This window comes from Agarivorans sp. Z349TD_8, from assembly GCF_050870825.2.
GTDB lineage: Bacteria > Pseudomonadota > Gammaproteobacteria > Enterobacterales > Celerinatantimonadaceae > Agarivorans.
The window spans coordinates 1,244,187-1,262,726 of sequence record NZ_CP194037.2 but is presented as its reverse complement, the minus strand read 5'-3'; the positions used below and the strand labels follow the sequence as shown (position 1 = coordinate 1,262,726).

Sequence of the window (18,540 nt, the reverse complement as noted above, 5' to 3'; positions counted from 1 at the left end):
TAGAAAGACTTGGAACAAGCGAAGCACAGGCTCTATGATTAGCTCTCAACCCTTACATCATGAGAGTGGAATGGAACTGCATATATTCGATCTAGATGAAACTTTGATTGCAGGCGATAGTGGCATGTTATGGCATCAATTTTTAGTCAATGCAGAAATCGTCACAGACAAGGACTTCTTAAGCAAAGATATCGCGATGATGCAGCTATATGCCAAAGGGGAATTAAAACTTGAACAGTATATTGCCTTTAGTCTAAAGCCTATCCAGAGACTCCATCACCAAGATGTCGAAACATTAGTCAAAATATTCGTGAAACAGTACATTCCACAAATTATTTACCCCGAAGCCAAACGACTGATTAGTGACTTAAGCCATCACCAACAAACGATATTACTCATCTCTGCCACATTAAGCTTTATCGTGAAAGAAATAGCACAACAACTACACATCAAATATCATCTCGGTGTCGATCTTGAACAAGTCAACCAGTGTTATACTCCAAGCATAAAAGGAGTCGCCAGCTTCCGAGAAGGGAAAATAACACGTTTAGAACAGTGGCTACAAACCCGAACCGAAAAATATCGAACGCTACACTTCTACTCCGACTCAATCAACGATCAAGCCTTATTAGAGTACGTAGATAAGCCTTATGTAGTCAATCCTTGTCCTAAGCTTCAGGCCGTAGCCAAAAGTAAAGGCTGGCCGGAAATCAACTGGCAAATCAGCCATCAATAAAACGAATGAAGGATAAATTTTCGTGCTTTCGAGATTCTGAGTTTAAGTTAAAAACGAAAGCTAGGCTTTCGTTTTTGTTCTGATGCGGGCTTTTAAAGTTGACTCTGAATATAATTTTCAAGGCCAATTTTCTTAATAAGACCCAATTGTTGTTCCAACCAATAAGCATGATCCATTTCGGTATCATCGATCAGGGCTTGTAGCATATTACGCGTCACATAGTCTTTTTTAAGCTCACATAAGGCCATGGTTTCTTTGAGCATCGCATCGACTTCATATTCCACTTTAAGGTCGTTTTCTAGCATGCTTGGGACATCTTTCCCTACTCGTAATGGTTCGCGTTGACTTAAATCAGGCGTCCCCTCTAGAAACAAAATACGTTGAATCAATAAAGAAGCATGTCCTTTTTCATCATCATATTCGTGGTCAATGCGTTCGAACAGTTTATTAATTCCCCAATCTTCATACATCCTAGAATGAATAAAATATTGGTCCATCGCAGTCAGCTCATTCATTAATAAACGATTTAGAGCATCAATTACGTCACTATCACCCTTCATTAGTCGTCTCCTTCGCTAATTTGCGCCGCCAAATAATTCTCGAGGCCCATCTTTTCAATTTGATATTGTTGCGTTTCGATCCAATCAATATGATCTTCTTCGAAATTCAAAATCTCTTCCAATAAATCACGGCTTACGTAGTCTTTCGCCAGCTCACATTGGCTAATCGCATCTTTAAGGATCGGCAACTGCTCCAGCTGAAAATCTATATCGCATTGCAGCATTTCTTCAACGGCTTCGCCAATGCGTAAGCTACCCAACATATGTGCATGCGGTAAGCCTTCGAGAAACAAAATTCGTTCCATCAACTTATCCGCCTGCTTCATGTCTTTAATAGACTTCTTATAATTGCGCTGATTGAGCAACTCGAAGCCCCAGTTCCGGTACATTCGAGCATGCAAAAAATACTGATTAATCGAGGTTAGCTCCGAAACTAGCACCTTGTTTAACAAGGCAATTATCTTAGGATCTGACTTCATAAAGGCCTTCCATACTTAGATATTCATTAGCCATTGAGTATATACCTTGAACCAAGAATTCGCACATTATTTTTTACATTTCATTAACTTACAGCCGATTAATAAGAATGATTGCTGTTTGTAATTGCATTCGTATAGTTCAATATTTGTTCACCGTGAAACGGCCAAAACGTTTCATGCACTGGAGGTAAAACGCAAAGGCCTCGCACCCAAAGTCTGGAATGACATCAATTTGAAGATAACTGTAGATAATGGCTGCCAAGTTGCCGCATTTGTTGACTAATCCACTTCACTCGCTGGTTTATATAAGCGGTTCTTGGCCATAGGTGATAACGATAAGGGCTGGGTAAAAGCGCCGCTAAGCTAGCCGACTGTTCCACGGTTAAATCGGCTGCAGAGCGTTTAAAGTACTGTTGACTCGCGGCTTCGACACCATAGATCCCTGGGCCGAATTCAGCAATATTCAAATAAATCTCCAGGATCCTGGTCTTACTTAAATTGGCCTCCAGTAATAGACTCAGTCCCGCTTCTATAGCCTTGCGCCAATAACTCTGAGTCGGCCATAAATATAAATTCTTAGCCGTTTGCTGGGTAATTGTGCTCGCCCCACGTAGACTCTGCCCCCGATGATTATCTTGATAAGCTTGCCAGATCGCGGCAAAGTCTAAACCCCAATGCAACGGGAAACGCTGATCTTCCGCTGCGACCACCGCTAAGCTCATATAAGGAGAGATACGATTGATCGGTGACCACTGATGAGCAACTTTCTGTGGGTAACTCACGGGGGGATAAATACTACGATGGATCCGCCATGCCCATATCGGCGGATCAATCCAGCGTAAACCGAGAACCATCAGCTCCACCATCATTGTTAGAACCAACAATAAGCCCAAGAGCTTTGCACCAATGCGACCTAGCATCACATTCCTTAGCGATCAGCTTAAAACAACTACTTTAGATAAATTTACTCGCAAAATGAAGGACTCATTCATTAGACAAGATATCACTCCCTGCAGTGGATCTATGCAAAGCCCTTATATGCCTTCACCTTATTTAGTGGCTGTGTTTAGGTCTTTGCTGTCTTTTAGACCAGTACTCGGTTAAATAATGAACCAATAAACCAAGGCTTAAACCCCAAAACGCACTGCCAATCCCCAACAAATTAATCCCCGAAGTAGTGACTAAAAAAGTCATCATCGCGGCCTCTCGACCACGCACATCCACTAGCGCGGCAAGCAAACTATTTGCCACCGTACTTAATAAGGCGAGCCCAGCAATCGCAGCGACTAAAGCTTGAGGAAAGGCCGAAAATAGACTCACCACAGTCGCGCCCATCAGACCAATCAAAATATAAAAACAACCCGCCCATATAGAAGCCCAATAACGTTTACTCGGATCAACATCAGCTTCCTTTCCCATACAAATAGCTGCCGTAATCGCCGCTAGATTAAAGGCAAATCCGCCAAAAGGTGCCAACAATAACCCAGTGAAACCCGTCCAGCTAATCAACGGTGAAACTGGAGGCCGATAACCATTGCCATGCAGCGCTGCGATCCCCGGCATATTTTGCGACGCCATAGTGACAATAAATAAAGGAAGCCCCACACCAACAAGTGCCTGCATTGAAAATTCGGGCGTCACCCATTGTGGACTTGCCAATTGAAAACTCACCGAACCCAGTTCAAGTAAGCCTAGGCTATAAGCGCTCAGGCAACCCGCTGTTAAGGTCAATAACATCACATAACGAGCCACCAAGTGACGACCGATGAGATAACAAACAAGCATACTTGCGACCAACAAGTTTTGGCTTTGCAAAGCGCTGAATAATCGTAAACAAAAAGGTAGTAAGACACCGGCTAACATGGCCGCAGCTAAAGACTGAGGGATCCAACGGATGAGTTTATCAATCAAGCCACTGATACCACATAGGCTAATCAACAAAGAGCTAAACAAGAATGCACCAACGGCTTGTTGCATCGACAAACCAGACAAACTAGTCACCAGTAAGGCGGCTCCCGGAGTAGACCAAGCAGTAAGGATCGGTTGCTTATAATAGAAAGATAAACCAATGCTACTTAAGCCCATCCCCAAGCCAAGAGCCCATAACCAAGAACTAATTTGCTGCTCACTCGCCCCCACCGCAGCAGCAGCTTGAAAAATAATCACCGCCGAACTGGTATATCCAACTAACACCGCGATAAATCCCGCAGAAATCCGTGATACCTTAAATACTTCATTCATCTCATATCACTCCCTAAACATGAGTTTTGTGCGTTATAACATACAACATAGACGAACCTAACATTTGTGCGTTATAACGCACAATATAGACAAGCCTAACATTTGTGCGCTATAACATACAATAATAAATTTGCGTTAATGAAGGGACTAATTTGCAAGCCGTCAATCAGTATTTAGCGGAAGTACTCAAGCACAAGCGTCAACAGAAAAATTGGAGTTTAACTCAGGCAGCTCAAAAAACCGGCGTCAGTAAAGCGATGCTGGGTCAGATTGAGCGGGGCGAGTCTAGCCCTACGGTTGCGACTCTCTGGAAAATCGCCAGTGGATTTTCTACCTCACTCTCCAGCTTCTTAGAACCCAACTTAAACGAAGCTCAGGGCACTATCGTAAGAATTGCAGAACAACTCCGCCAACAACCTGCAACCGACGATATGCTGGTCGCGACCTTATTTCCTTTTGAACAACGGTTTGGTTTTGAAATGTTTGAACTCACACTATTGCCTGGTTATCAACGAGTTTCTGAGCCACATGAAGCAGGCGTCAGCGAGCATTTGATCGTAATTCGTGGGGAAATGGATGTGTTAGTCGAGGGACAATGGATAACCCTACCAGAGGGACAAGCGCTGCGCTTTGCTGGTGATAAAGAACACGGCTATCGCAATTTGAATCCACAGCCAGCGGTATTCCACAATTTAATCCATTACTCGCAGAGCTAAGACTACTTTAAAGCGAGGCTCTCAAACGAAAAAAGCCTGCTAAAAGCAGGCTTTTTAAAAGGTGGTGCCCGGAGGCGGAATCGAACCACCGACACGAGGATTTTCAATCCTCTGCTCTACCGACTGAGCTATCCGGGCAACGGCGGCTATTAAACGTTTTTAGCATAAACAAGTCAACCGCTTTTTCTCAAATTGGTGCTGAGTGCCTACAAAGCGAACAAAGCTAGCAAAAAATCAGCAATTTTCCCCAGCGAGATGAAACAGGTTTGCGTCAGTTCTACCAAGGAAGCTGATATCTAATGACCAAATCATACTGCCAAAGATTTACACGTAGTGCTTTACTCTCGCAATAGTCGCTTGCTAACGGCCCCGACTCACTTAACCCTCGAGTTATTTATAATGAGAAATAGAGCTTAATTCCAGACAAAATATTGGTGACCGCAACAGATGCTAATATGAGGCCCATTACACGACTAACAATGCTCGCGCCACTATTTCCAATCAAACGATGGATCGGGCTTGCCGCAAGCATCAATAACAAAGCGACCAGTAATACACACAACATACTGGTCGCTGTTTGAACTTGTTCAAAGAAATTATAGCGGCTGTTTTCGGTTAACAATACAGCAGCGAGCATTGCTCCAGGGCTTGCGATTGAAGGGACCGCGAGAGGAAAAACTGCAGTTTCAGTAATTTTATTAACCAGTTTAAGTTCTTCTTCTGGTTTACTCTCTCCAAATATCATTGAAAGCGCGAATAAGAAAAGCACAATCCCACCAGCAACTTGAAACGCAGGTAGAGGAATTTCAATCGCCGTGAGAATGATTTCCCCCGCAACCACAAAAAACAGCAAAATCAGTGCAGAGATAAAAATGGCCCTTATAGCGATTTTTCGTTTATCTTGTTCTGCATAAGGGCTGGTCACCGAAATAAAAACCGGTACGGTCCCGATCGGGTCGATTACAGCAAAAAAGAAAATAAACGTCGCGATAAACTCTTGCATAATCCTTTCTCCTAAGCAGATGGCTCTTGGGTGGTGAACAGTTGCTAAATCAGGGAATTTGAATCGTGGGCCAGTCCATCGATTGGTAAAAACTTATAAATGCTGTAAAACCGACTTCACAAACGGTGATTTCAATTTACCATAAGCCTCTTGTTCAGAGATTCCGGTAGCAATAATCGCCTGTTTTGACTGTTCATACTCATATCGCGCTAATGGATTAGCAAGCATATATTGTTTGTATTTTAGCTGCTTGTGATGCTCCTCTGAGCCATCTTCAATTACATGTACATGAACAAAGTATTTGTGGCCTTTATAGACTACGGCCCCATCCTTCCGAGGACGCTCAACTGGAAATGGCTTAGCACTGACCTGGTCTTGAAAACCGAGTAATTTCAGGTGTTCAACAGCAATGCTTAATTTGCCAACCGGATAAAGAACGGAAAGATCGATGATTCCTTTTCCACCGACCTTCGCTGATGTAGAACCAATATGTATTACGTCTAACTGCTCAGTGCGTATCAAACTAATCAGTGACTCGGCAATCAATAAGTAAGTTTCTGTCCAAGGCTTAAATTCAGCTTTAATTTTTTCATACTTTAAAATATTCATCGCGGTGAACTTATCAAACATATTGGGAAGTCAAATGCACCACTATGCACAAGTTCCTGATTCAAAACAAGAGTGCACAGAAGCCACAACAGAAGTGTATTCGCCAATACTTTACAGATACAGTCTAAGAACTAAATTGAGCCATCAAGCCTCGCGACAACAATAGTTATCGGGTGACAGGTTTAGCGCTAACTATTTTCTATAGAAGCAACTATCACTCGATTTCGCCCAGAGGATTTTGCTTGATAAAGCGCCTTATCTGCGCTCGCCACCAATTGTTCTGCAGATTGGCTTTCTTGTGATGCCGCAACCCCCATGCTTGCAGTCACTTTGTATTGATGAGAAAAATCAAGTTCCTCAATAGCAACTCTTAACTTCTCAGCCAATATTTTAGCACCATCAAGCTTGGTCGAAGGGCTAATGACTAAAAATTCTTCTCCCCCCCATCGACCAACATAATCAACCTTTCTAGTCACCATTTTCAGCCTTTGTGACACTTTCACCAAAGTTTCATCTCCTGCCTGATGTCCCCAGGTATCATTGATCGACTTAAAATGGTCGAGGTCAATGATTACCACCGAAAATACTTCGTCGTATCGATAAAAACGCTCCAGCTCCTTAACTAACACTTGATTCAATTTGTGTCGATTAAAAAGCTGAGTCAGTGGGTCAGTGACCGATAAACGCTCCAGTACTTTTTCAGACGTAATATCTTGGGCGACTTGGGCATAACCAATTAATTTCTGGTCCTCATCGTACTCAGGCATAATCTTACTATTCAGCCAATATTCTTCACCAGTTTTTTTACAATCACGAAGCTCGCCATGCCACTCCTCACCTTTGGTTATCGTTCCCCATAACTCTGTATGTACTTGAGAACTCACCGCGGGATGCTTCAACATACTGTGAGTCTTCCCAAGCAATTCCTCCTTACTGTACTCAGAGATACAACACATCCGTTCACTCACCTTTGTAATGATGCCTTCCACATCGGTGTGGCTGGTAATCACATGCTTATCCAACAGCTGATCAGAACGCAACAAGGCTTCCAATGTTTGAGACAAGCGTTTTTGTAAACGAGCAGGAAATAGAGCCACCAGCCAAGACAGCGGAAAAGAAATAAGCAACACAATCCCTGCGATGACTAAAGCCGTATATCGATTGTTACTATGCATCGCATCGAGTAAGGATTGTTGAGGAAGCATAACGAGTTTTAAGCCTTCATTATTATTAATAATGGCTTCAATATTCATTTCATATATGCCGTTATTAAATGTTGAATAAAGTTCATCAAATGACTTTCGCCCTGGAATATAGGCACTCCAAGCAAGCGCTGCATTTGGGTGATAGAGAATTTCCCCCTCTTTGTCTACAACAAAAATTGTAAACTCACTAGAATTTGTCAACGTTTGTAATACCTCAGAAAAATCAACATTGATAATAAGCATTCCAAAAAACTCCCCTTCTTGATAGAGCGGTGTCGCTGCTCGTATCGTTGGACGATAGGGTAATTCAACTTGCTCATTTTCCATGTTTAAGTCCACTCTAGAATGCCAGTGTTGATTCTGGCTAAGCTTGCTGACTTCTTGAAAATAGTATCGCTGTGATTTGTTTTGTAATTGAGAATGAGGAGTGAAAGAGATCTTGCCAAGGTCATCTTGATTGAGGCGAACGACTTCCACCCCATTATGATCAAGCAAGCGGAGCTGCATGAATATTGGTTTGGAAGCGATAATCCCCAGGAGAAATTCTTCAAGTGCAGTCATATTTACCACACTTTGCTCAACCATATATCTTTGGGTGATAGGATTGGAAGCAATCGATGACAAACTCGCATCAAACCCTGCTAAGAACTCTTCTAACACATGAGTTTTAGAAGCTTTCTCATTTTTAAAGCCAAGCGCAAGTGCATTATCAATATTGACCACTTGCATACGGTAATTAACTAAGGACGTAAATAACGCAACCAAAATACCGAAAAATAAAAAGCAAAACGTAAAAAATAGATAAATTTTCCGGCTCATCAGTCGCATGATACCAAATTTTAAGCTGGTTTTTTTCAAGAGCATCGACGAGCGCCTTAAATTCCCTTACCAGATACTAATTGTATACCTTAAAAACACTCAGCTAACATTTATAGGTGATTTATTTGTGGTATTTATCAATTTAGCTTTTAGCCGTAAACTTGAACCCATCAAGCTTACCGGAAAGAAGCTCATGAACTTAAGTTCAATTCATTTTAGCCAAAACACTCAATAGACTAACAACCCGCACCCAAATAAATAACATATCGAATAAAAAATCAGGCGACTGCTTTTGAAAGCGCCTGATGGCTTGCCAAAAAAGCCTCATTGTTATAATGTAACGTTCAATTTTTACAGTTAGCCCCGACTTGGGTACAACTGATACTTTCCCTTGAATGGTTCAGTGATGTCTACAGCAAATTATTTACAACATGTCAGTGACTACTGTAAACAGCTTAAGCTTAACTTCACCCCCAACCGTTCTGTCGTATTGGCGATATTACATCGCAGTAAAAATCCACTCAGTGCCTACGATATTTTGGCTGAGCTACAACAGCTACAACCCAAAGCTAAACCGCCCACGGTTTATCGAGCACTCGAGTTTTTGCTTCAACATCACTTTATCCAGCATATCGAGTCAAGCAGCCGCTATCTGGTGAGCCAACAACTCGCACCATTTAGTCCCAAACCATTATTAATTTGTAGTAATTGCCAGCAAGTAGCTCAACCGAGTTTATCGAGCTCTCTAAGAAGTGAACTCCAGCACTTTGCCGACCAGCAAGGCTTTCACTTGCATCCACAAAGCTACGAATTTCATGGTTTATGTCTTCACTGCCAACAAAAGGCAACCTTATGATTGCTTTGCTCACATCCACTCACTTGACTCGAATAATAACAACAGCTGTATCAAAACAGCATGTAACAGGTAATAGATTTCATGTTTAACAACAAAGCCCCCATTTTTCGTCGACCAAGCAGACTGCCCAGTAAACACTGGCAGCTTATCCTTGCTTGTGGCGCGGTGATAACCATCGCCAGCATTTGGCCAAATACTCAACCACTCACCAGCCAATCTCGCCAACTCATTGAGTTGCCAGAAAATGAGTTTAGCAGTGAGCATCAGGGTCCTGTATTTACCTTATCTCACAACTCGCGTGATGCGATTAGTTTACTAAAACAAGATGCCCGTTCAGAACCCAGCGCCGAACAATTTAAGCCAACAGATACAACAACCGATACCCAAACGAGCTCACTCTCGGAAGGTAAAGCACCCCAGCAACAGACTAAATCAGCCGAAGTTGGCGGCATTCAGAGTTACAGCTATACCATTAAAGAAGGTGATACCTTAGGCAAGATCTTTAACCGTTTCAAAATAGATCAAACGACTATGTACCAAGTGCTTGAAGCTGATGTTTCGGTACTGGCATTGGATACCTTAAGCCCAGGGCATAAACTCACCTTTACCATCGACCATGACACCCAACAGCTACAGTCCTTGCGTTTAGCCTTTAACCCAGCACAACAAATTATATTTACCCGAGTCGATGCGACTAACTTTGAGTACCAAACGATTAGTATTGATGGTCAATGGCAAAAACAGGCAATTACAGGCACGATTCAAGGTAGCTTTTATTTATCAGCTCGCAAAGTAGGACTAACGCCTAGCGAAATCGAGCAAGTTGCACAGATGTTTCAAGATAAGATCCGCTTTGAAAGAGACTTTAGAGCCGGGGATGTGTTTCAAGTGGTAAGAAATCGCCAGTTTATCGATGATGCTCTCACTGGCCAAAGTGAAATTAGTGCGGTACGGATCTTTAATCGTGGAAAACAATATAGTGCTTATTTATTTAACAATGGTAACTATTACGACCAAGCAGGCGAAAGCCTTGCTCGGGCTTTTATGCGGGTGCCACTCAAACATAATCAACGCGTTAGTTCGCCATTTAATCCACGCCGCAAACATCCAGTAACCGGCAGAATTTCGCCTCATAATGGGACCGACTTTTCGGTGGCCATTGGCACCCCTGTGCTGGCCGCTGGGGATGGCGTGGTGATGCGAGTCGAAAATCACCCCTATGCGGGAAAATACATCGTCATCCAACACGGCGGTAAGTATCGTTCACGCTATTTGCACCTCAACAAATTTAAGGTGAAAAAAGGCCAACGGGTGACCCGAGGTCAAGTGATTGCCGAGTCCGGAAATACCGGACGCACAACGGGTCCTCACCTACACTATGAATTCCATATAAACGGTCGAGCAGTCAATCCAATGACCGCAAAAATTCCATTGGCTTCATCCATCGACAAACAAGAGCGTCCAGCCTTTAAACAGTTAGTCAATCAAATGAACCAACTGATCCAAGCAGGGTAATGCACGATATACCCGATAAAAAAACGGACGAGATAGTCCGTTTTTTTATCGGCGAAGAACATCGAGTCAGCTTGAAAAATACACGCTGACTCGACATGATGGCTCAGCGGCGAAGCCTAAGATGAAACCAAGTTGTCACTCGCGCATTCATCACAACAAGGATTGATGATCCGCTCCGCACAGTTGTAAGGCTCGATATGAACAATAACATCAACCACCTCATCTAACTCTTTCATCAAGTGTTCTTTAAACTCTTCACTAATATCATGCGCCTTTTCGACGCTCATCAGCGGATCAACCAACAAGTGAAAATCCACTAGAATAGCGCTTCCCACTCGACGGTTGCGAATTTCATGCACTTCTTGAATATCTACATTTAAGCTGGCGTGATGTTGAATCCGTTGTTCTAAATCTTCATCGGCTTGTTTTTCACTGATCTCTTGAATCGCTGGCCAGACAATTTCCCAAGCAGCTTTTAAAATCATAGCCGTCACCAACAAAGCCGCTATTTGATCCAAATAGGAGAGATAGGGGAAGAAATAGTTCGCCACCACAGCGACTGCAACAGGCATCGAGCTCAGGGCATCACTACGATGATGCCAAGCATTGGCATGTAAAGCCCGGCTATTAACTTTCTTTGCCTGAATCACAGTCCAACGATACAACGCTTCTTTCACCACGATTGACAAGATAGCAGCCCACAAAGCTAACACCCCAGGATTGGGATTCGCCTCAGCATTAAAGGAGTTAATTGAATCCCAAGCGATCCCTAAGCCCACAACCACCAACAAGCCACCAATAAAAATATTGGTGAGCGTTTCGAAACGACCATGGCCATAGGGGTGTTCTTTGTCGGCTGGTGCCGCCCAATACCGCGAGCCGAGTAAAATAGCAGCATCAGTGACCAAATCAGAAAAACTGTGCACACCATCAGCCACCAAGGCTTGGCTACCAGTTAACTTACCCACACCAATTTTCAATACCGCTAAAAATACGTTAGCAATTGAGCCTATCCATGTTGCTTTGCGAACCGTGTTCAGCACTTGCTGTTGCATAACCTATCCGATAATGACCAAGAGTAAGGCGTTATTGTACCCAGTTCAATCGATAAAAACGAGTCGAAGCTGGCGATAAAAACACAGCTAAGTTATTGAAAATAATTCGTATTTACCTTTTAAGGATTCAAGTCGATCGTTCATCACATCGTGCTGACTAAGTATTTGTTTTAAGCAACAATAAAACCGTTTAAGCATAGCGCTTGCTGTCACTACCCCCTATGCTATAGCGACCAACAGATTACTTGTAAAAAGGATAGCTTGATGATCACCTTATATGGAACCCCACGCTCTCGCTCACTACGTGTGTCTTGGCTGCTCGAAGAATTAAACCTCGAATGGCACTACCACTACATTGATTTTCAAGCGGGCGAGCATCATGGCGAAGAGTATCTCGCAATTAATCCCTGTGGCAAAGTACCCGCCCTAAAAGACGATCAGCTTGTCATCAGTGAATCGGCAGCAATATGCCTCTATCTTGCTGAAAAATATGGTCCGCAGCTGTTGCCACAACCAGCGACTGCCGCCGCCGCTCTCCACCATCGCTGGCTAAGTTTCATTATCAGTGAATTAGAGCAAGGCCTATGGAGCATTGGTAAACATCGCTTTGCCCTGCCAGAAGCGCAACGTATTCCAGAAATGGTAGAAGTGGCAACTTGGGAGTTTGCAAAAGCCGCCGCCATTGCCGAGCAATGGCTTCCCGAACAAGACTATCTATTAGGGGAGCAATTTAGTGTGGCTGATATTCTACTTTGTCATACGCTCAACTGGGCAATGAGCTTCCAACAAACCTTACCGACTAAATTAATGGCCTACCGCAAGCGAGTCAGCCAACGACCCGCCTTAAACCGAGGTTTGGAAAAAGAAATCAATGGCAAAGCGATGAGTCACCTTTAAGCTGCAGAATTGCTTGCGGCAGTACCGACAATTGACCATCTCGCCGCTTGCTTAACGAATAAAGCCAGACTCTACTTGGTGATGCCTAAGATGACGACTATAATGCGCGGCATTACAGACTAGGATATACATCATGAGCGGTATCATTACTCTTAAAGCAAAACGTGACAAGGCTTTGTTACGTCGCCACCCTTGGATTTTTTCCAACGGTATTCATAAAGTTTCAGGTAAGCCTTTATCCGGTGAAACCGTGGAAATTTACAGCGCTGAGGGAAAATATTTAGCCACTGCCGCTTATTCTCCTGAATCCCAGATCCGCGCCCGAGTATGGAGTTTCCAGCAAACTCAGCTCATCGATAAAGCTTTCTTTGTTAAGCGCTTGCAAGATGCCGCAGCGGCTCGAGACATTCTGAGCCAATTTAGCGCCACCAATGCTTATCGTTTAGTGGCTGGCGAAAATGATGGCCTTCCCGGCATTACTATCGACCGCTACGCCAATGTATTAGTGATTCAGCTATTAAGCGCTGGTGCCGAATTTCAACGAGCTAACTTAATTGAAGCACTCAAGCAATGCTTTCCCAACGATGCAATATACGAGCGCTCAGATGTCGATGTGCGTAAAAAAGAAGGTTTAGAACCGGTACAAGGTTTACTCCATGGCGAGCTTCCCGCTCAGCCGATGGAGATTGAAGAGAATGGTTTACGCCTACTGATTAATATCGAAACTGGCCATAAAACCGGTTACTACCTCGACCAACGCAATAATCGCAAGTTAGTGGGTCAACTGGCCAAAGATAAGAAAATGCTAAATTGCTTCTGTTACACAGGTGGCTTTGGCACCTACGCCCTAGCTGGCGGCGCCAAAAAGGTCATCAACGTCGATGTCTCCGACGCAGCCCTTGAAATAGCCGCCCAAAATGTCCAGTTAAACAATCTAGACCCGAGCAAAATCACCCAACTCAACGCTGACGTTTTCAAGCAGTTACGGGTATACCGAGATTGCAATGAACAATTTGATATGATCGTGCTTGATCCACCAAAATTTGTCGACAGCAAGGCGAGTTTAAACCGCGCCAGTAGAGGTTATAAAGATATTAATATGCTGGCCATGCAAATGCTTCGCCCAGGCGGCCTGTTACTCACTTATTCCTGCTCAGGACTCATGCCAAGCAGTCTCTTTCAAAAGATTGTTGCCGATGCAGCCATTGATGCCAAACGTGAGCTGCAGTTTTTAAAGAGTCTGGAACAGGCTGAAGACCATCCTGTGGGTGGCCCCTACCCCGAAGGCCATTACCTCAAAGGCTTCTTATGCCGAGTCAAATAACAGCGGAAGGTATCAACTAAAGACATTTATTTAACAAAAAGCTAAAAAGAGCGTCACTGAAGAACTCCGTTGACGCCCTTTTTTAACTCATTCTAAGATAGTAATCTCGCCTCTGGTGGATCTCATTGTTCAAATTAATTGAACTCAATCACGCCTTTAATCAAGTCTCTGTTGTCGACCACATTTTGCTGATAGTTTTCGCCAAGTTGATCAAAATTGAAACGGTGGGTAAGCATCATGTTAGCGGTAAGTTTACCTGCCTTCATGAGTCCCTGTACCTTGGCAAAATCTTCTTGAGTAGCATTACGACTGGCAAATAAGCTGGTTTCTTTTTTATGGAAATCAGGATCACTTATCTCAAGATTTCCTTTAAACAAGCCAACAAAGACAATCTTACCACCGTGACGGATGTTATTCACCGCGCCATTCATCGCATGTCGATTACCTGTCGCATCAATAATGGTTTGCGCCAGTGAACCGTCAAAAGCTTCTGTCAATGCCGCCTGAAAGCCTTCGTCTAAGGGGTCAAGCGTTGCTAAGTTAAGCTCTTTTGCGACATGTTGCCGTCTTTCCAATTGGGTATCTGCCACAATCACATGCGCACCATCGGCAGCAGCTATCGCCGCAGCGCCTAAACCAATCGGTCCTGCGCCAACGACTAATACCGCTTCACCAGGCTCGAGCTGCGCACGACGCACCGCATGGGCACTAATGGCAAAAGGTTCGATCAATGCCGCAGTATTATTATCCACCCCGTTCACTTTCAAAATATTGGTTTTAGGCGCCGCAAGATATTCGCTAAAACCACCATCTCGGTGAACGCCAATAACCGAAATATTTTCACAACAGTTGGTTTTTCCGCTGCGACAAGAGGCACATTGATAACAGGCTACATAAGGGATCAATGCGACCTTGTCGCCAACTTCAAACTCAGTCCCCACCTCACTTCCGAGTTGGCAAATATCGCCACACAATTCGTGACCTAATACTCTGGGATAACTAAAGAAAGGTTGATTACCAGTATAGGCATGTATATCGGTGCCACATATCCCTACTGAAGATATTTTTATTAATACCTCATCTGGCTTCACTGAGGGGATGTCTAGCTCAACATATTGTAATTCGTAGGGCTTTTCACAAATTAATGACTTCATAAGCTTTCTCTAATTGATGATTTCCCTCTATTTTATTAGTCTTGCTTTTTATTATTTTTATCGCAACAAAGTTTGTGACGCAGCGCCATTTAATCTGCTTTTAAATGGTATTTAATGGCTTCGGAGGTAAAAAATGGCTAGAAATAAGAATTTGAGGGAAGGCACCGCAAACCAATTACTGGACGCGATCAGTTTGGGACATATCGAATCGCCTTTGCCTTCACAATCTTCACTCTCAGAACTTTTTAGTGTGAGTCGCACAACGGTACGTTATGTGCTGCAAGATCTTTGTGACAAAGGTGTATTAGAGTTTGAATCTGGTGAGTATTTAATTGCTCGAGCGCCGATGGAAGAAGATAGCTTTCTACGTTTTCTGTCGTCTAAAGATTTACAATCGATTGAATTTGAAAATTTCTTTAGTAATGCTATCCAAAAAAGATACATTCTCCCAGGACAAGAATTTACCGAGTTAGAACTCTCGAAACAGTCGAAGTGTTCCACCACGATTGTACGTGAATTTTTAATTCATTTTTCTCGATTTAGCTTAATTGAAAATATTGAGCGAGGTCGTTGGCGAATGGTGAAATTTGAAAAAAGCTATGCAGCAAGTTTATTTGAACTGAGAGAGATGTTGGAATGTCATGCCTTAAGTCGGTTTATGAATCTGCCTCGCAGTGATCCGCGCTGGCAAGAAGCACAATATTTATTGCATTCACATCGAGAGCTTCGAGATGTTGTGGTTGATGAATATCAAGCCTTTTCCGATTTGGATCATAAGTTTCATACTTTAATCCTATCGGCTGCAAACAATCCTTTTATGGACCAGTTCTGTGACATTATTTCCGTCATTTTTCACTACCACTATCAATGGGACAATAGTGATTTACGGAAAAGAAATATGATCGCTATTTCAGAACATATGGCAATACTAACTAAAATTCTCAGTGGCGATGATATTGGTGCAGTCGGAGAGTTACGTCATCATTTAGATTCAGCTAAAAAGTCCATGGAGAATAGTTTAATTATGGATAATCTATAAGGCAGTTAAAATCCCAAGCTATATTTTATGACGTAGTCAAATAAACAATTCAATATCCATTTTCTAATTATATTGATGCGCTCACTACCATAGAAAATAGCGAGAGTGTTCAGTTGTTGAATTCGACTGATTAATCAGCTGTAGCATTTTGTCACCCAGCCCCCTAGCCTCGATTAATCTTTCGACCTCACAATCATCGAAGTGACATATCACTCTTGGGATCTGCAGAATATCTGGTGCCTCATCAGTCTGTTGCTGCGTAACACTAACATCTGGAGCAAATAGCAGCGCTTGCGAAATACCATTTTCAATCCCTTCGGCTGGATAATATTCTAGCGTGGTTAAGCCCTTTTCACGACTGACTTCAATCATACTTGGCTGATTAAGCGAAATCACCAGAGGGAGCGCTGCAGTTTGACAAAATTTTACCAGTTGTGGATTAGGCGCGGTGCTAACAATGAAATGGGCTCCCGCTTGTTTTATGGATAACACTTGCTGCAGCGTCGACAAGCCGCCGACACCGATCAACATCTCGGGTAGGCGCTCTCTTAATAACTTAATTGCATCAATCGATAGCTCACAACAACCATCAATTTCGGTGGCAACAAAGCCATGTTCAATCAGCATCTTGGCAAAAGGAATGACCTGCTGTGCATTCTCAATCGCAATCACAGGAATAATTTTTAAAGCCTTGAGCCGTTGAATCATCGGACTCATCGTTAATCCTATTCATTAAGATGGTAATTTTGCTAAAGATCTTAAATAAAACAAGATCTTAAGATAGGTGAAGTTTACTTCAAAACTATTTTTCAGCTGCTTTACGAGTGGATTTTAGGCTGAATCTATACACTATAAATATCCAATAATGACAGCGTTCAACCACACCAACACAAGCCGCAAGCTTCTTCATCACTTCGTTATTTCGTTATTTCGTTATTTCGTTATTTCGTTATTTACATATCGTGATCGGGTCTCCTCAACGAATGCAATAGCAGCTACAGTTCAAGTTAAACGTAGCAACTATTGCAGACCCATCAGCCAATGCTTAACCAAACACCAAATTAGGTAAAGCGATAGAAATCATTGGGATATATGTAATAAATACCAAAGCAACGAGTAATAACAGCCAGAACGGTAAGACTTCTTTCACAAAGTCTTCGATAGCCACCTTGGTGATGGAACAGGTAGTAAACATCACCGTACCTAAAGGCGGCGTAATGGTACCAATTGCACTATTGAAGATAAAAATGATGCCAAAATGAACCGGGTCGATGCCATAACTTTTTGCCACCGGTGCCAACAGGGGAGCCAGTACGATCATCACTGCATTACCTTCCAAAAACATCCCCACTATCAGTAAGAACACATTCACTAACAACAAGAAGGTAAAAGGACTTTCAACCGAGCTCGTTAACCAAGCGGCTAAACTTTGGGGAATTTGCTCCCAAGTGAGGAACTTAGAAAAACCAACCGCAACGCATATAATCAGTAATACGTTAGCCGCAGATAAAACGGATTCTTTGGTAGCCTCCCACAACAACTTGGTATTCATTTCCTTATAAATAAACATACCAAGTACCAATGCGTACAACACTGCCGCAGCCCCTGCTTCGGTTGGCGTAAACACACCAAAACGAATCCCCCCGATAATCACGACCGGAAGCAATAAAGCTAAGAAGGCATCTTTTGCTGATACAGCGATCTCTTTAGTTGAGGCTCGTTTTTCTCTGATTGGCGCGTAATTTCGTTTATGGGAAATCGCCGACACCAATGCCATCATCATCAAACACAGTAATAAGCCAGGCATTAAACCTGCCAAAAATAACTTACCAATGGAAACGTTATTCACATAACCATAGATAATCAAAGCAATACCCGGTGGAATAATCGGGGTGATTAATGAAGACGCGGCAGTTACCGCAGAAGAAAACGAGGCGCTATAGCCACGGGCAACCATTTGTGGAACCAGTAACTTCGAGCCCATCGCAGCATCAGCAATATTAGAGCCGGACAAGCCCCCCATTAAAGTGCTTAATACCACATTGACCTGAGCAAGACCGCCATTCAAATGGCCAGTCAATACTTCTGCAAATTTGAGTAAGCGATTACTAATGCCCGAATGATTCATAAACACACCGGCCATCACAAAAAATGGAATTGCCAACAGCGTCACCGATTCAAGACCGCCAGCTAAACGCTGTACCAGCATCATCATCGGTAAATGATCGTTCAGTAAAAAGTAAGATAAGGTTGCAATAAATATACAAAAAGCGACTGGAATACCAATGGCAAATAGCAATAACAATGCAGAAATAGGCAATATGACAGACAT

Annotated in this window: 18 protein-coding genes and 1 tRNA gene; 7 read left to right on the top strand and 12 right to left on the bottom strand. The window is 43.0% G+C overall.

What is annotated here, in order from left to right; translation table 11 throughout:
• Nucleotides 1–34 precede the first annotated feature (34 nt).
• Nucleotides 35–736 (top strand): HAD family hydrolase, encoded by a 702-nt coding sequence (locus ACRRS1_RS05660; protein WP_432468224.1) that lies wholly within the window; start codon nt 35–37, stop codon nt 734–736.
• Between the two features lie 92 nt (nt 737–828).
• Here the strand turns inward: ACRRS1_RS05660 and bfr (ACRRS1_RS05655) are convergent, their stop codons facing one another.
• The 4 genes from bfr (ACRRS1_RS05655) to ACRRS1_RS05640 form a co-directional block, all read right to left on the bottom strand.
• Nucleotides 829–1,296, bottom strand: a complete 468-nt coding sequence (gene bfr, locus ACRRS1_RS05655; protein WP_432454118.1) for a bacterioferritin — start codon at nt 1,294–1,296, stop codon at nt 829–831.
• On the bottom strand, nt 1,296–1,775 hold the full coding sequence (bfr, locus tag ACRRS1_RS05650; protein ID WP_432454119.1) for a bacterioferritin: 480 nt from the start codon (nt 1,773–1,775) through the stop codon (nt 1,296–1,298). Before bfr (ACRRS1_RS05650) ends, bfr (ACRRS1_RS05655) begins: the two co-directional genes overlap by 1 nt.
• Nucleotides 1,776–2,002: 227 nt before the next feature.
• A complete protein-coding gene (gene mtgA / locus ACRRS1_RS05645) occupies nt 2,003–2,695 on the bottom strand; it encodes a monofunctional biosynthetic peptidoglycan transglycosylase (protein ID WP_432468226.1) in 693 nt (230 codons plus the stop codon).
• Between the two features lie 133 nt (nt 2,696–2,828).
• Nucleotides 2,829–4,016, bottom strand: a complete 1,188-nt coding sequence (locus ACRRS1_RS05640) for a benzoate/H(+) symporter BenE family transporter (protein WP_432454121.1) — start codon at nt 4,014–4,016, stop codon at nt 2,829–2,831.
• Between the two features lie 152 nt (nt 4,017–4,168).
• Here ACRRS1_RS05640 and ACRRS1_RS05635 point away from each other — a divergent pair, with 152 nt between their 5' ends.
• On the top strand, nt 4,169–4,732 hold the full coding sequence (locus ACRRS1_RS05635; RefSeq protein WP_432454122.1) for a helix-turn-helix domain-containing protein: 564 nt from the start codon (nt 4,169–4,171) through the stop codon (nt 4,730–4,732).
• 62 nt (nt 4,733–4,794) lie between these two features.
• Here ACRRS1_RS05635 and ACRRS1_RS05630 read toward each other — a convergent pair.
• The 4 genes from ACRRS1_RS05630 to ACRRS1_RS05615 form a co-directional block, all read right to left on the bottom strand.
• Nucleotides 4,795–4,870: transfer RNA gene (locus tag ACRRS1_RS05630), tRNA-Phe, on the bottom strand.
• Nucleotides 4,871–5,126: 256 nt separating this feature from the next.
• Nucleotides 5,127–5,735, bottom strand: coding sequence for a MarC family protein (locus ACRRS1_RS05625; protein WP_432454123.1), 609 nt, complete (start codon nt 5,733–5,735; stop codon nt 5,127–5,129).
• Nucleotides 5,736–5,828: 93 nt separating this feature from the next.
• Nucleotides 5,829–6,365: a GrpB family protein gene (locus tag ACRRS1_RS05620; protein ID WP_432458865.1), complete on the bottom strand. Its 537-nt coding sequence runs from the start codon at nt 6,363–6,365 to the stop codon at nt 5,829–5,831.
• A 167-nt stretch (nt 6,366–6,532) separates the two neighbouring features.
• Nucleotides 6,533–8,413, bottom strand: coding sequence for a sensor domain-containing diguanylate cyclase (locus ACRRS1_RS05615; RefSeq protein ID WP_432454125.1), 1,881 nt, complete (start codon nt 8,411–8,413; stop codon nt 6,533–6,535).
• Between the two features lie 361 nt (nt 8,414–8,774).
• On the opposite strand from ACRRS1_RS05615, the gene ACRRS1_RS05610 reads away from it, so the two are divergent.
• Both ACRRS1_RS05610 and ACRRS1_RS05605 read left to right on the top strand, forming a co-directional pair.
• Nucleotides 8,775–9,224: a Fur family transcriptional regulator gene (locus ACRRS1_RS05610; protein WP_432454126.1), complete on the top strand. Its 450-nt coding sequence runs from the start codon at nt 8,775–8,777 to the stop codon at nt 9,222–9,224.
• An 81-nt stretch (nt 9,225–9,305) separates the two neighbouring features.
• Complete coding sequence (locus ACRRS1_RS05605) at nt 9,306–10,739, top strand: peptidoglycan DD-metalloendopeptidase family protein (protein ID WP_432454127.1); 1,434 nt, start codon at nt 9,306–9,308, stop codon at nt 10,737–10,739.
• A gap of 116 nt (nt 10,740–10,855) precedes the next feature.
• Here the strand turns inward: ACRRS1_RS05605 and ACRRS1_RS05600 are convergent, their stop codons facing one another.
• The gene (locus ACRRS1_RS05600) at nt 10,856–11,794 is read right to left on the bottom strand and encodes a cation diffusion facilitator family transporter (protein ID WP_432454128.1); all 939 of its coding nucleotides are present in this window, start codon (nt 11,792–11,794) and stop codon (nt 10,856–10,858) included.
• 264 nt (nt 11,795–12,058) lie between these two features.
• Between ACRRS1_RS05600 and ACRRS1_RS05595 the strand changes: the two genes are divergently transcribed.
• Nucleotides 12,059–12,691: a glutathione S-transferase family protein gene (locus tag ACRRS1_RS05595; RefSeq protein ID WP_432454129.1), complete on the top strand. Its 633-nt coding sequence runs from the start codon at nt 12,059–12,061 to the stop codon at nt 12,689–12,691.
• Between the two features lie 133 nt (nt 12,692–12,824).
• On the top strand, nt 12,825–14,015 hold the full coding sequence (locus tag ACRRS1_RS05590) for a class I SAM-dependent methyltransferase (protein ID WP_432454130.1): 1,191 nt from the start codon (nt 12,825–12,827) through the stop codon (nt 14,013–14,015).
• 134 nt (nt 14,016–14,149) lie between these two features.
• On the opposite strand, the gene ACRRS1_RS05585 is transcribed toward ACRRS1_RS05590, so the two are convergent.
• The gene (locus ACRRS1_RS05585) at nt 14,150–15,169 is read right to left on the bottom strand and encodes a zinc-binding alcohol dehydrogenase family protein (protein ID WP_432454131.1); all 1,020 of its coding nucleotides are present in this window, start codon (nt 15,167–15,169) and stop codon (nt 14,150–14,152) included.
• Between the two features lie 133 nt (nt 15,170–15,302).
• Between ACRRS1_RS05585 and ACRRS1_RS05580 the strand changes: the two genes are divergently transcribed.
• Complete coding sequence (locus ACRRS1_RS05580) at nt 15,303–16,208, top strand: GntR family transcriptional regulator (RefSeq protein ID WP_432458863.1); 906 nt, start codon at nt 15,303–15,305, stop codon at nt 16,206–16,208.
• Nucleotides 16,209–16,292: 84 nt separating this feature from the next.
• Here ACRRS1_RS05580 and ACRRS1_RS05575 read toward each other — a convergent pair whose 3' ends face one another.
• Complete coding sequence (locus tag ACRRS1_RS05575; protein ID WP_432454133.1) at nt 16,293–16,925, bottom strand: bifunctional 4-hydroxy-2-oxoglutarate aldolase/2-dehydro-3-deoxy-phosphogluconate aldolase; 633 nt, start codon at nt 16,923–16,925, stop codon at nt 16,293–16,295.
• Between the two features lie 328 nt (nt 16,926–17,253).
• The gene (locus tag ACRRS1_RS05570; RefSeq protein ID WP_432454134.1) at nt 17,254–18,540 is read right to left on the bottom strand and encodes a TRAP transporter large permease; all 1,287 of its coding nucleotides are present in this window, start codon (nt 18,538–18,540) and stop codon (nt 17,254–17,256) included.

What these genes read in the sequence shown, in the direction of transcription:
- ACRRS1_RS05660 (WP_432468224.1), top strand. Translation starts at nt 35, where the DNA reads ATGATTAGCTCTCAACCCTTACATCATGAGAGTGGAATGGAACTGCAT.
- bfr (WP_432454118.1), bottom strand. Translation starts at nt 1,296, where the DNA reads ATGAAGGGTGATAGTGACGTAATTGATGCTCTAAATCGTTTATTAATG.
- bfr (WP_432454119.1), bottom strand. Translation starts at nt 1,775, where the DNA reads ATGAAGTCAGATCCTAAGATAATTGCCTTGTTAAACAAGGTGCTAGTT.
- mtgA (WP_432468226.1), bottom strand. Translation starts at nt 2,695, where the DNA reads ATGCTAGGTCGCATTGGTGCAAAGCTCTTGGGCTTATTGTTGGTTCTA.
- ACRRS1_RS05640 (WP_432454121.1), bottom strand. Translation starts at nt 4,016, where the DNA reads ATGAATGAAGTATTTAAGGTATCACGGATTTCTGCGGGATTTATCGCG.
- ACRRS1_RS05625 (WP_432454123.1), bottom strand. Translation starts at nt 5,735, where the DNA reads ATGCAAGAGTTTATCGCGACGTTTATTTTCTTTTTTGCTGTAATCGAC.
- ACRRS1_RS05620 (WP_432458865.1), bottom strand. Translation starts at nt 6,365, where the DNA reads ATGTTTGATAAGTTCACCGCGATGAATATTTTAAAGTATGAAAAAATT.
- ACRRS1_RS05615 (WP_432454125.1), bottom strand. Translation starts at nt 8,413, where the DNA reads ATGCTCTTGAAAAAAACCAGCTTAAAATTTGGTATCATGCGACTGATG.
- ACRRS1_RS05610 (WP_432454126.1), top strand. Translation starts at nt 8,775, where the DNA reads ATGTCTACAGCAAATTATTTACAACATGTCAGTGACTACTGTAAACAG.
- ACRRS1_RS05605 (WP_432454127.1), top strand. Translation starts at nt 9,306, where the DNA reads ATGTTTAACAACAAAGCCCCCATTTTTCGTCGACCAAGCAGACTGCCC.
- ACRRS1_RS05600 (WP_432454128.1), bottom strand. Translation starts at nt 11,794, where the DNA reads ATGCAACAGCAAGTGCTGAACACGGTTCGCAAAGCAACATGGATAGGC.
- ACRRS1_RS05595 (WP_432454129.1), top strand. Translation starts at nt 12,059, where the DNA reads ATGATCACCTTATATGGAACCCCACGCTCTCGCTCACTACGTGTGTCT.
- ACRRS1_RS05590 (WP_432454130.1), top strand. Translation starts at nt 12,825, where the DNA reads ATGAGCGGTATCATTACTCTTAAAGCAAAACGTGACAAGGCTTTGTTA.
- ACRRS1_RS05585 (WP_432454131.1), bottom strand. Translation starts at nt 15,169, where the DNA reads ATGAAGTCATTAATTTGTGAAAAGCCCTACGAATTACAATATGTTGAG.
- ACRRS1_RS05580 (WP_432458863.1), top strand. Translation starts at nt 15,303, where the DNA reads ATGGCTAGAAATAAGAATTTGAGGGAAGGCACCGCAAACCAATTACTG.
- ACRRS1_RS05575 (WP_432454133.1), bottom strand. Translation starts at nt 16,925, where the DNA reads ATGAGTCCGATGATTCAACGGCTCAAGGCTTTAAAAATTATTCCTGTG.
- ACRRS1_RS05570 (WP_432454134.1), bottom strand. Translation starts at nt 18,540, where the DNA reads ATGTCTGTCATATTGCCTATTTCTGCATTGTTATTGCTATTTGCCATT.